Annotated in this window: 13 protein-coding genes; 11 read left to right on the top strand and 2 right to left on the bottom strand. The window is 42.4% G+C overall.

What is annotated here, in order from left to right; translation table 11 throughout:
• Together ACWXW9_RS28570 and ACWXW9_RS28575 are read left to right on the top strand one after the other, a co-directional pair.
• A partial coding sequence (locus tag ACWXW9_RS28570; RefSeq protein ID WP_494932137.1) for a class I SAM-dependent methyltransferase occupies positions 1 to 469 on the top strand: 469 nt, incomplete at its 5' end.
• Positions 470 to 726: 257 nt separating this feature from the next.
• Positions 727 to 1,263, top strand: coding sequence for a YceI family protein (locus tag ACWXW9_RS28575; protein ID WP_494932138.1), 537 nt, complete (start codon positions 727 to 729; stop codon positions 1,261 to 1,263).
• Positions 1,264 to 1,340: 77 nt separating this feature from the next.
• Here the strand turns inward: ACWXW9_RS28575 and ACWXW9_RS28580 are convergent, their stop codons facing one another.
• Positions 1,341 to 2,018: a TetR/AcrR family transcriptional regulator gene (locus tag ACWXW9_RS28580; RefSeq protein WP_494932139.1), complete on the bottom strand. Its 678-nt coding sequence runs from the start codon at positions 2,016 to 2,018 to the stop codon at positions 1,341 to 1,343.
• A 182-nt stretch (positions 2,019 to 2,200) separates the two neighbouring features.
• Here ACWXW9_RS28580 and ACWXW9_RS28585 point away from each other — a divergent pair, with 182 nt between their 5' ends.
• From ACWXW9_RS28585 to ACWXW9_RS28595, 3 genes are all read left to right on the top strand, one after another.
• Positions 2,201 to 2,479, top strand: a complete 279-nt coding sequence (locus ACWXW9_RS28585; RefSeq protein ID WP_494932140.1) for a hypothetical protein — start codon at positions 2,201 to 2,203, stop codon at positions 2,477 to 2,479.
• Positions 2,476 to 4,182 (top strand): CocE/NonD family hydrolase, encoded by a 1,707-nt coding sequence (locus ACWXW9_RS28590; protein WP_494932141.1) that lies wholly within the window; start codon positions 2,476 to 2,478, stop codon positions 4,180 to 4,182. Before ACWXW9_RS28585 ends, ACWXW9_RS28590 begins: the two co-directional genes overlap by 4 nt.
• A gap of 178 nt (positions 4,183 to 4,360) precedes the next feature.
• Positions 4,361 to 4,822, top strand: a complete 462-nt coding sequence (locus tag ACWXW9_RS28595; protein ID WP_494932148.1) for a DUF8821 family protein — start codon at positions 4,361 to 4,363, stop codon at positions 4,820 to 4,822.
• Positions 4,823 to 5,274: 452 nt separating this feature from the next.
• Here the strand turns inward: ACWXW9_RS28595 and ACWXW9_RS28600 are convergent, their stop codons facing one another.
• Entirely contained in the window at positions 5,275 to 6,585 is a 1,311-nt protein-coding gene (locus ACWXW9_RS28600; RefSeq protein ID WP_494932142.1) for an amidohydrolase family protein, read from the bottom strand.
• A 159-nt stretch (positions 6,586 to 6,744) separates the two neighbouring features.
• Between ACWXW9_RS28600 and ACWXW9_RS28605 the strand changes: the two genes are divergently transcribed.
• The 6 genes from ACWXW9_RS28605 to ACWXW9_RS28630 all read left to right on the top strand — a co-directional run.
• Positions 6,745 to 7,173: a MarR family winged helix-turn-helix transcriptional regulator gene (locus ACWXW9_RS28605; protein WP_494932143.1), complete on the top strand. Its 429-nt coding sequence runs from the start codon at positions 6,745 to 6,747 to the stop codon at positions 7,171 to 7,173.
• 252 nt (positions 7,174 to 7,425) lie between these two features.
• Positions 7,426 to 7,578, top strand: coding sequence for a hypothetical protein (locus tag ACWXW9_RS28610; RefSeq protein ID WP_494932144.1), 153 nt, complete (start codon positions 7,426 to 7,428; stop codon positions 7,576 to 7,578).
• Between the two features lie 171 nt (positions 7,579 to 7,749).
• Positions 7,750 to 8,577 (top strand): helix-turn-helix transcriptional regulator, encoded by an 828-nt coding sequence (locus ACWXW9_RS28615; protein ID WP_494932145.1) that lies wholly within the window; start codon positions 7,750 to 7,752, stop codon positions 8,575 to 8,577.
• Between the two features lie 153 nt (positions 8,578 to 8,730).
• Positions 8,731 to 9,096: a cupin domain-containing protein gene (locus tag ACWXW9_RS28620; RefSeq protein WP_494932149.1), complete on the top strand. Its 366-nt coding sequence runs from the start codon at positions 8,731 to 8,733 to the stop codon at positions 9,094 to 9,096.
• Positions 9,097 to 9,485: 389 nt separating this feature from the next.
• Positions 9,486 to 10,865, top strand: a complete 1,380-nt coding sequence (locus ACWXW9_RS28625; RefSeq protein WP_494932146.1) for an FAD-binding oxidoreductase — start codon at positions 9,486 to 9,488, stop codon at positions 10,863 to 10,865.
• Positions 10,866 to 11,322: 457 nt separating this feature from the next.
• On the top strand, positions 11,323 to 12,353 hold a 1,031-nt coding region (locus ACWXW9_RS28630; RefSeq protein WP_494932147.1), incomplete at its 3' end, for an SMI1/KNR4 family protein.

The following is a 12,353-nucleotide window of genomic DNA, read 5'->3' on the forward strand; positions in this document are numbered from 1 at the left end:
TGGGTGTGGAACGGGTCTCGTCGGAATGAACTTGTTAAACGATTTTAATTCTATGCTTTTTCTGGATACTTCACAAAACATGATTAATCAAATAAAGCAAAAAATTTCCGATTTTAATATTCAGAATGCAGATACATTATGCTTTGATTTTGAAAAGGAAGGTCTATCGGATCTTCATGCTGACTATATTTTTATGGCTCAGGTTCTGCTCCATATTTATGATGTTGAATTCGTTTTATCCAGATTATTTGATGTTCTAAATGAAGGAGGACATTTATTAATCGTAGATTTTAATAAAAATGAAAAAGTAGTTTCAGATATAGTTCATAACGGATTTAGTCAAGAAGAGCTGACTGACATTATGACTAAAATAGGTTATAGAGATATTCAATCCAAAACTTTTTATAATGGAAGTAAAATATTCATGGGACAAGATGCATCTATGTTTATTCTTGATTCTCGAAAATAAACTTTTAGGCAGAAATCAGCTCTCCTTATAGTCGGGATTCTAAGGTACAACGAAATAAAAGGGCGCCCCTTATGAGACAGCCCCATGCTTCTTGTACAGTCCGAAATCGGATTTACGAGGAAGCCGAAAAAATGCTAAAACGCTACTGACATCCCGTTGTCAGTAGCGTTTTTGTATATTAGGAGCATGCGAATAGCGCAGTGTTTTGGAGATAGGGCGACCTTTCTCAAATCTTATCATAGAGGTGGAATTTATTTATGAGCAATATCAATTGGGAAGTTGATCCGGACCACAGCTCCGTTGAGTTTTCGGTAACGCATTTAATGATTAATAGAATCAAAGGAGTATTCGAGCATTTCCAAGCGATCTTGAGTTTTGACCCCAACGATTTAACAACCATGGGTATTCAGGCTTCCATAGACGCAAATAGTATCACAACTCGCCAATCACAACGAGATGAACACCTGAAGAGCGACGACTTCCTTCATGCAGCTAAGTATCCAACCATTACGTTTCAAAGCACTAGCTGCGTCCTTGCTGGCGAAAGGCAATATGAACTTACGGGCAATCTAACTTTGCATGGAGTAACAAAACCCATCACTTTTCATACCGTTTTTGAAGGACTAAATAAAGACCCTCGCGGCCGGGAACGTGTAGGATTTCATTCAACAGCCAGTATCGAACGCAATGAATTTGGCTTGACATTCAACTCGCATCTGGAAAAAGGTGGGATTGTTGTCGGGAATGAAGTGAGAATCGAACTTTATATCGAGGCAATTAAAATAGAAGATTAGCGGTCCTAAAGGCCATCCTTTTATCGGGATGGTCCTTATTCAAAAACTTGCCGCTACAAAAAGATGCCTTGGCGGCCTCATGTTGAGCCTTCCAAGCCTCCACCCGATTGATCTGGCTTGTAGCATAGCTTGGGGGGAAGAGTTTTATCAACCTGCGTTATCCGACAATACATGGCCATCCCTTCTTTGGTTAGATGAGGCAGTATAAGGCTCCATAGGATGGACAAGATATTTTTCAGCTTTGGAAGAAATTTTTGGAGGAGAATTATTTCCTGTGTGCCATACATATTTATCGATAGTAAAGAAATGGACAAATCTTCATATTGCCCGGCATATGATTCTTCTTTCATAATTCCTTTATTAACAAACCCCTTGAATATGTTGGTAAAAAGCGTATAGAAATCATTAACAACCTTAATTTGCATTTTAGCTATCTCCGGATACAACTTAGGCAATTCTGTAAAACTGGAGAAATAAAAGAAATATTTTTTACGGAATGCATTAAGAATTAAAAACTGCTGATTCAGCCCTTCGATAGAAATCTCTGCTGAGAAATTTAAGTTTTGGTATTCTTCATACTGCATTGCCATAACACCAATCATAAGATCATATTTTTTTTTGAAATAGTATGTCAAATTACCAGGACTTATATGTAACGCATCGGAAATATCCCTCAATGTTACATATGCATATCCTTTTTTATTAAATAATTCAATTGAAGTCTCAAGGATCTTATCCCTTAAATTAATATCCATGTCTATCTCCTTTAGAGCGTTTGTGCTATGCACTTGAAATCAAAAGCATTATATCATAAATTGTTCCTTCAAGCTGAAATAAGTAGCTTGATTAAGAATACGGAAGAATTCGAGAGATAATTTGCGAAAATCCTCTGCCAAGAGTGCCATTCCCAATAAAGACCAGAGTTGAGTTGCTGTATTTGCAGGAATATACTGACTTTAGTACACGTGTACTAAAATTTTTCTGGATAATTATTGGAGGGAGTGAATCCACTTGCAAGAAATCAGAAAGAAACCTAGGAGATATCCTGTTTGATGTTAATGGAATTAAACAGTTCTATGACGAGGTTTCCAGCAAGGATAAGAACCTAGTAGTATATCCAGGGAAAGTTCACAATGCGATTGAACAGGATACAGAAGCACGCTGCTTATTGATTGACTGGTTTGAAGAAAAACTATCAAATGGAGGCAAGCTATGAATCCATTACCTATTGACATTAACGAAAGAAGTAATCACTTTTATGAACTTACTTGGAAAGAAGTGCAGATTCCTATGAGAGACGGGAATTATCTCGCCGCAAATCTTTATCAGCCTAATGTGGATGGGAGTTTTCCAGTAATCATGACGATGTGTCCGTATGGAAAGGATCTGCATTTCTCGCAATTTGCTCCTGCTAATCCAACGATCGCAATAGAATATACACACTCGCAGGATAAAGGGCCCTTAATTAGTTGGGAGACACCAAATCCTGAATTTTGGGTGCCACAAGGCTATACTGTCTTGCGAGTAGATGAACGTGGTATCGGTAATTCTCCAGGAAAGCTGGATATATTATCGAATGCTTTGAAGAAGGATTACTATGATGCAATCGAATGGGCTGGAGCGCAACCATGGAGCAATGGAAAGATAGGACTGCTGGGCATCTCCTATTTGGCTATGAGCCAATGGGCCGTGGCATCCGAACAACCTCCTCATTTAGCTTGTATCATACCTTGGGAAGGTACAGTAGATTATTATGCAGAATTCTGTTATCCGGGCGGAATCCAGGCGAACGGTTTTCTTTCATTCTGGTGGAAGAACGGAGTTTTGGCGCATCAATACAATCCCGATGGAAAATTCTCGGAAGAACAATTGCAAGCCAATCGCACTGATTTCCCGGAGATGGTAAAAAACAATCCATTACGTGATCAATCGTGGACGAATCGATTTTCTGATTTGAGTAAAGTAGAGGTGCCTTTATTATCCGCAAGCAACTGGTTTAGCGCCGGAATGCATACCCGTGGAAATTTCCTGGGTTTTCAGAATGCGGTATCAGAGCACAAGTGGCTTGAAGTACATATCGGGAGCCATGTTGGCGCATTTTACACCGCTCAGGGTCGGGAACTGCAGAAAAAATTTCTGGATTATTGGCTTAAAGGACTCGACACTGGCATAATGAGGGAACCGAAAGTGAAGCTTGCCATTCCTCGCGGAGGCAATAACTACACATGGCGCTACGAGAACGAGTATCCGCTTAAGCGCACCCAATGGACCCGCTTTTACCTTGATGCAAGCTCGAATCTGCTTTCGCAAGAGCCTCCGCAAGCCAAGGCCCGGCTTTGCTATGAAGGCGATAAGGAGTGCGAGTCAAAGCACTGGGCAAAGCCTTTTATGGTGAAAGAATTCTCGAGAGAGGAAAACAATTCAAAGCGTGTTCTGTTTGAAACCGATCCGTTTGATAACGAAATAGAGATTCTCGGGCCTATCAAACTCCGTTTGTGGGCATCGTCAACTACAGATGATATGGACATTTTCGTATCTTTGCGAAATATTGACTCACTAGGCAATGAGGTCGTTAACTCAGGAGCACTAACGGAGAAATTCCCAATTAGCCAGGGCTGGCTGCGCGCTTCCTTACGTAAAACTGATGATGAATTATCCACGGAGTATAAGCCTTATTACACCTTCGATGAGTTTCAAAAGCTGGTTCCAGGAGAAGTCTATTGCTTGGATATTGAGATATGGGATAGCGCAATTGTTGTAGCTAAAGGAAACCGATTGCTCCTGGAAATTGGAAGCCAGAATCAGAGTGGCTGCGCACTGCTGACTCAGACGGGGGATGACAGGGTTTGGGATGCAGACATTACTCTATATATAGGGGATGAATTTGATTCTTATTTATTGCTGCCAATCATACCCTAACTGAGCTCAAGTTGACATGCTTCCCAACGCCCATGTTTCCACAGACAGAAGGAAGTTGGAGAGAATATTCCTTTGGATCGGTGACGATTTATGTGTACCAGTAAGTTGTGATCGCAGAACCGTAACATAAATAGCAGCAAGTTTTTTTGGGAATAATGGGATAAAAGGAGAGATGGAAATATCCTATATCGTTGATTTTAATAATGTGTCTACGGTTGGTTTAGAGTCTTCACCTGTAGTAGAAGCGCTTGCTGGTTTGCGTGCTAATGAAGCCCGTTACTTTATGAACAAATACAAGCATGAATTTACGGTTGTGTCAGCTAGTGAAAATCAGGAGACCCTTGATTATGTGAACCGAGTTCTGAAAGAGCGTGATATTGAGTTTGTGGCCAAACCTTTAGAAACGTCACGTTTTCAAGTGGAAAATATTAAATTTGCTTACGTCTTTTATGAGGATGGTCTTGAGGTCAACGTCATGTATACGGTTGATGATACTAAGAAGCGGGCCGTTGGTTTCAAGCTTTCTGAGGGGATGGAGGTACCAAAGGAGTTAGAAGGGAAGTTTAAGTTTGCTAGGCAGAAGTCAAAACTAGCTGGAACAATTCGGGGATCGTTTTTTGTAATTAAAGGAGAATATTAAAGTAAGCGAAAGCGCAATTGGAGAAATCCATCCACTTTTTCTATTTGCAAAAAAGATGCGAGATCAAAGAAAGGGCTATCCCACAAAAGGATGGCCCTAAATCTTGCCGTTACAGCCATCGCGGTGAACCGTATCATAAGTGAGACGAAAAATAAGTGGGACAAAACCGTTTGAGGCGTAAATGTTTCTAAGGAGGTCGGTTTTTGACAAACGCGGATGAAAGAAGGAGTGCAAACTTAGGCGCGCTCACCAGGAAATTCGTGTTTGCAAATTGCACTAGTCCTTTCCCAAACGTCCCACGCTTGCTATCTGAAGACAGTGAGAAGGAGGGAGGAGCAGAAAACGCTCCATTATTGACGTGGACACCAAATATAGATACATAAATAAGAGGGCACCCTTCGAAGTAGAATGCCTGTTTAAAGTGTTTTAGCCAATTACCTTGGTAAAAATGGTTAACTTAGTTGTTGCACACCTTTGAACCACACAGCTTCGATCGACAAGGTATCCGAGATATTGGTTGTCGGATCGCCATTCACCAATATAAGGTCAGCGCGCCCGCCTACGGCAATATTGCCCCGATCGTTAAGACTAAAGCGACGTGCCGGTTTCGAGGTAGCGGACCGAAGCGCTTCAATTGGTGTGAACCCAGCCTTAACCAGCAATTGCATTTCATGATGAACGCTGGCACCATGTGCAAGGCCTCCGAGATTTGGAACGGGAACGGGGGAGACATCCGTACCGACCAGAATATCCACTCCGGCGCGGTGAAGATCCATCACGTTTTTAAAGCTATTCTCCATATTGCCTTGCGGGAAAGTATTGAAGCTAGAGTTCAAAATATCGATCCATTCCGGATTTAATTTGGAATTTACACGCGAATCATTCGCCAATTCCGATGCAGGATTCCCAAGAATGGACGAGTTTAATACCAAACAAGGAGTCACAAACGCGCCTGAATCGGCTATGGATTTCACCAACTCGGACGTGTATTCGGGTCTGTCGATAAACAAGTGACCCAATCCGTCCACCCCAATATCGATGGCAATCTGCGAAGATTGAGCAGTCAAGACATGAGCCATGGCGATTTTATCGAACTTATGGGCTTCTTCCACGGCTGCTTTTAGAATCTCGTCGCTTAAAACAGGCAGACCGGGTGCAGCCATGACCGTTCCTTCTTCAATCATGATTTTAATATAATCGGCGCCATTCTCCACTTGGGTATGCACATGTTTGATCGCTTCGTCCACAGTCGTCACTTGGGGGACTTCTTCGTGATCGTGAGCGTAAGCGGCCAGCATAGCTTCCCGGTCTTCCTTCGATAACTTCTCCAATTCCTTTAATACAAAATCAGGGATTTCGTCCCCATCTGGCAGCAGTTCATCAGGATGGCCTCCTGGAGCGGTGATTGCTGTACCGGCCGAACGGACATCGGCTACGTCATCCACATTTTTCAACTGGATCGCCCGCCCTCTTTCCGTAAAATCGCCGTTCATTTCGAGTTCTGTCGTAACGCCGAATTTTAAAGCATCCCGTAATCCGCCAATGGAAGTGTGAACATGAGCATCAATCAAGCCTGGCAATAAAGTCATATTTTTCGCATCAATGATGGTTGCGTTTACCGGAAGATTTCCACCTACTGCAATTATGGTTTCCCCTTTGATGACAACATTTCTTGAATCGATAACTTTTTCGCCATCGAAAATACGTGCATTTGTAATCGCCGTAACTTTTTCTAGCGGAAAGTTTTGAGCTGCATTCTTCATTTTGTTAGTCCTCCTCGGAGTTGTCCTTGAATCACTTCGAAGTATAACTGTTAGTTAACTAACAGTCAATAAACTAATCTTTATTTGACATACAAACCCGATCTCTGTATAGTTTATTTGCTTACAGTTAGCTTTCTAATAGTTATAGGAGGTACGATCATGAAGCCTCGCGAGGATACGTCTTATCTGGATTTGTTTCAGATTATCGGCCTTAAGTTAAAGAAAAAAGCGGGCGAGAGCATAAAAGAATTGGGGTTAAACGCTCAACAAGGAAAAATAATCGGTTACATCTACGAGAACCAAGAAACTGATTTAATTCAGAGGGATCTTGCCGATCGGTTTCATCTGCGCGGAGCCAGCATTACAAGTATGCTTCAAGGTCTTGAGCAAAGAGGATTCATCGAGCGAAAAATCCCAGCCAATAATGAACGGCAAAAAAACATTTATGTTTTACCAAAAGCTGTTGAATTAATTGAAGAATTTAATGACTCCTTCCAAAGGGTGGAGGACGAAATCGTTCAAGCTCTTACCGAAGAGGAGAAGCAAGTCTTAAAGGAATTGTTGATTAAAATTAATGAACGCTTATAATGGCAGCGGAGGAATCTACCTTGACCGCCGTTTGAAGCTTCTTGCCAGTAAAACAGCTTCCCGGAATGATTGTCGCCAGGATCACGTTGCCATTATAAGAGTATTCCGGTAACGATAGTTGAATAAAGCGTATCTTAAAGAGAAGGCCATCCCACAAAGGATGGCCTTTAAATTGCCGTTACAGACAGCGCGATGCAACTTCGGTGGCCTTTTGTGTGCATCATTATGAAGACTTGTTCGTATAGGTTGACAATGATAATTGTTATCAATAATGTAAAAATAGACGAGGGTGGGAAACTGACCTTAAAATCGGTTCTCCATGCCAATGCCTCCATGCTTGAACTGCCGAACATTCGGAAAATAATTTGTCCGGTGTCTGACCGGATTGAATTATCCGCTGATTAGTTGGAAGAACTGTGGTAAAAGCTATGCAAAAAGCGGAATTGCTCCTCACCTGATAACTGGGACAGCAGCTTGTTAAATCGTAGGTACTGCTTGTGGTCAAGAGCTGCACAGGATGAACAACGATTGATCTCAGGATTAACGGTCTATTACTATTGAAATGAGGTATGCAATGTGAAAATCGACGTTAATCAGTTAGCAGAGCATCTGGCACACACTCCTTTTCAAGTACAAGGAGTATATCGATACGCTAGAAATCCAGGTGTGCCTCACGCTGACTATACAGATTCTTTTCCTGGATTTGTGTTTCCTCTTACAGGAAAAATTCAATTTCAATTTAATGGCACGCCTTATATCTTTTCGCCAGGAAAAGTTTTGCATGGGGGTGCAAAAATGAAACTAGCCCAACAAGTGTTTGGTAAAACTGACTGGGAATACATCCTGGTTTTATACCGAATATGTAACTCAGAAATAGAAGAGTCAAGCTTTTCGCATCAGCATTTTGAATTATTAACAGGGCAATCTCCTCGTCTTATTGAATTAATTATGCGTCTTTGGCATGTTTATAATCAGCGTGGAGGCATTTCGATGTTTCAGACCGAGATGCTGTTTCGCGATGTACTAAATGAAGCCTTATTATGTGTTGATAATAGGCAAAATAGTTGTGAATCGTATACATTATTCGAACGGGTATCTAATTATATTCAAGAATACTATTATCAAAGCCTTACAATAGCAACGCTTGCAGAACAAAATAACGTTAATCGAAATCGACTTTCTTACGTGTTTAGAAGACATGCAGGTATGGGACCAGCAGAATATTTATTAAAATATCGTATAAACATGGCGCAAGAAATGCTATTTACAAGTGATGCGCCTGTGCAACAAATTGCGCAAACTGTTGGAATTGCTGACCCCTTTTATTTTAGTAGAGTGTTCAAGAAACAATGTGGTATTTCTCCCTCTGAATATCGAGAGAAGTTCATCAATAATCCATGCTAATTTCAGCAACCATCCATTCTAATCTAAAAATTACTTTACTATAATAGTGTCAAATCCAAGAAAACATGATGTTCGAGGAATTTCATATGCAAAAGATTATAGGCCTGTTCACTGTAACGGTATATTGAACATTAAAAATAAGGAGGGATTAATATCCATTACCAAGCTATTAATCTGAATGAGAAGCTATCTAAATTCAACGACTATTGGTCTCTGAAAGTCATTGGTGAAATGAATGACTATCAATTTAAGCTTATTAAAATTGCTGGGGATTATGAATGGCATGTTCATCAAGATACCGATAAGGTTTTTATCGCACTCGAAGGTGAGATGATCCTTGATTTTCGTGATGGTCAAGTAAAAATTTCCAAGGGTGAGATGTTTATTGTCCCGAAGGGGATAGAGATGAAGCCTTCCGCTGAAAAGGAATGCCATCTCATGCTGGTGGAGCCTAAAAGCGTTGTAAACACTAGCGGATCTGAATCCGAATTAACAGCAGCCAATGATACTTGGATCTAGTGCTTGTCACTAGTAAGAGGTAAACCGTATTCGGGATGGCTGGATTTCCAATGTGATTTGTTTTAGTAAGACGGCCTGATTGGGCGATTTGCTCAGTAGAAATGTTGTGTTTGACCCTTGTCTCTATAATGAAGGACATCCAATCAGGGTGTCCTTCATTTCGCTTTATAGATGTTACAGTGAACTGTACCACAAGTAGTGAGATGAAGGGATTCATTGCCTCTGAGACTTTAAGTTTTAGAGGTTTTTTGTTCTTCTTGGTCAGATAAACGACCACGTCTACTTTTACGATATAAACTGGGCGGTTGCCGTTACTAGGACAGGTGTCCCTGCATAGAAATAAGTTGATGAGAAAGGCTTATGTCATGAGCAGGGATGGTGTAAAGTAGATGGCACAAAAGTTGCAAAAGAAAAGTACACGATTAACCGGAAGGATCGTAATTCCGGGCAATCCGTCATACAATACGGCCAGAATGGAGTTCAATAGGCGCTTTTCCAAATTTCCAAGGGTCATTGTTTTTTGCCAACGAACTCAGGATGTGATCAACGCAGTCAAATGGGCTCGTGAGCGGGGCATACGGCTGCGAGTGCGCAGCGGGCGGCATAGCTATGAAGGCTTCTCGGCTGTAAATGGCGGTATTATTATCGATGTAAGCGAGATGAATAAGGTTAAGGTTGATCGAAAAAATAGAGAGGCCATTGTACAAACGGGAAATCCACTTGCCCGTGTGTACAAAAAGCTGTGGGATAAGCGTGTGGCCATTCCGGCCGGGACTGCGCCCGACGTAGGCGTAGCTGGGCTTACCCTGGGAGGAGGCATTGGACTTCTTTCCCGCAAATATGGACTTACGTGCGATAACTTGAAACAAGTGAAGATGGTCGTAGCTTCGGGACGGTATGGGGCAAAGACGATTGTGGCAAACAGAAAGAAACATTCCGATCTGTTGTGGGCATCACGAGGCGGAGGGGGAGGTAACTTTGGTGTTGCTACAGAATATACATTTCGGGTTAGACCGATCTCATCGGTATCTATTTACAGTATTACGTGGAAATGGAGTGATCTTGAGAAGGTGTTACCGGCTTGGCAGCGCTGGGCCCCGTCTGTCACGAACCGCTTAACCTCAACAATTGAGATGGCTGCCAAGCAGGTGGGAACCATTGTATCTACTGGGCAATTGCTTGGCGGTGCAGAGGAGCTGCGTCGATTGGTTAGACCGCTCTTGCGAGCAGGGACTCCGGTGAAGGTGATGGTGAAGACAGTACCTTTTATTGAAGCAACCAAATTTTTTGCCGAATCGGACCTGAATTTGGAACCGAAGTTTAAAATAACCGGGGCCTACGGGTTCCAAGCTTTGCCGCCTGGAGGAGTACGAATTATACGTGACTTTTTATCCAAAGCACCCAACAGGCATTCTAGCGTGTGGAGTCAAAGCTTAGGTGGTGCAGGAAGCGCGGTGAGTCGAGTATCGCCTACTGCAACGGCCTATCCTCATCGGAAGGCTGAGACAATCTACGAACTGTCAGCCCGCTGGAGAAACAACGGGGAGCAGGAGCGGAATATTCAGTGGGTGGAAAGGTTTCGCAGAGCGTTACGTCCCTTTGTTAAAGGGGATTATGTGAATTTTCCCGATCTGCAGATTAAGAACTGGCCCAAGGCGTATTATGGCGTGAACTTTGGCAGATTGAAGCAGGTGAAACGAAAGTACGATCCTCATAATGTGTTTCGTTTTGCTCAGAGTATTCCAGTGGATAAACAGGTCAGAAAATGACAATACGCACATCAGATCGAAATTGCTAAAAGAGCTGACAGATGCAGCTCCTTTAGCAATTTCGCTGATAGAGACGTTAAGCTGAACCTTCATAAGTAGTGGCAAGTTTTTTTGGCGGAGATCGGACAGGCTCCTTGCTGGGCAAGGATTTTCGCAGGTGCATTTAAGCGGCTCCCTTCAGATTTGACTTGCGTCGCGCTGGCTTTTCATTATTTTCCTCCTCACTATATGTTGGTTAAAATGATCTGCGTTTGATGAGTTTAGTTAGATTCCATTCATATGGACTTTTTCTGTGGTACTCTAAGGTGGTTCAGTGGTGACCTTAAGAGAAGATACAATGGAAACCTACTTAAAGATACATATAATTCTAAAGAGGTAAGACCCATAGAAAAAATAATAAAATTGCTGGATAAGCAAACAAAGGAAACCTGGCTATGGTCAACAGGAGGGTTCAAATATGTGGTTTGGGAAGAAAGAAACGCAACTGGATCGAATAAAAAATAAACTGAGTCAAGCCATGCGCAAAGACGCGGATTTCTCGGTGTTTGGAGCATCCTCACATCAATACAAGGTTAATGAGAAGCTTACTGCAAAAGAGCTGGCGGACTGGCAAGCCCACAATCAGGTCACACTTCCTGAGCCTTACGCGCAGTTTTTAACGAAAGTCGGCAACGGAGGCGCCGGACCCTATTATGGAATTTATCCGATTGAAAAGGCAGCTTCCTATACCGAGCGCCAGGCACTCCTTGCAAAATCCGTTCTGCATCCCGGGATGACCAAAGAAGAATGGAACCATCTGATTGAGCCCCTGACCAAGGAGGAGGACATCCCCGATGAGGAATACGACGACACCTGTAATAAGGTGTTGGGCGGCATGTTGTGCATAGGCACCCAAGGCTGCGAATACGACATGTATCTCGTACTTGAAGGGAAACACAGGGGGAGAATTGTGTACACCTCCGATTTTCATCCCGATCATCCCTTTTTCTTTGTCTATGAAGACAGCTTTCTGGACTGGTACGAGCGCTGGCTGGATGAAATTATTCTGGATTATGATATCGGGTGGTTTGGCAGTCGAATGCCGGGTGATGAGAACGCGCTGATCCAGATTTATCAGAGCGCTCCAAACGAAGAAATCCAAGCCAAAGCGCTTGATGGAATGTTCAAGTTTAAGAAAGTCTCTCAGCCAACCCTTGCTTTTTTGAAAAATATTGCGGAGCAAAGCCCAAAAAATCGTACCACAGTAATTTGGCTCATCTGCAAAACTTCTTTTGACGCGGGTAGAAAATATCTTCTGGAGCTGTTGCAATCAGATGGATATGAGGATTTTCTGCAAGCTTTACAGATTCTACATGCTTCCAGTAAAAATGCGGATTTAACGGAATTTATTCCAGTGATCTTGCAAAGGCTTGACAGGATTCACGACCCGGAAATCTTGCGTTATGCAGGGAATATCTTGGAAGATAACGGTGCGATTACTCTCCAGAA

Source organism: Paenibacillus sp. LT-B23 (assembly GCF_059417685.1).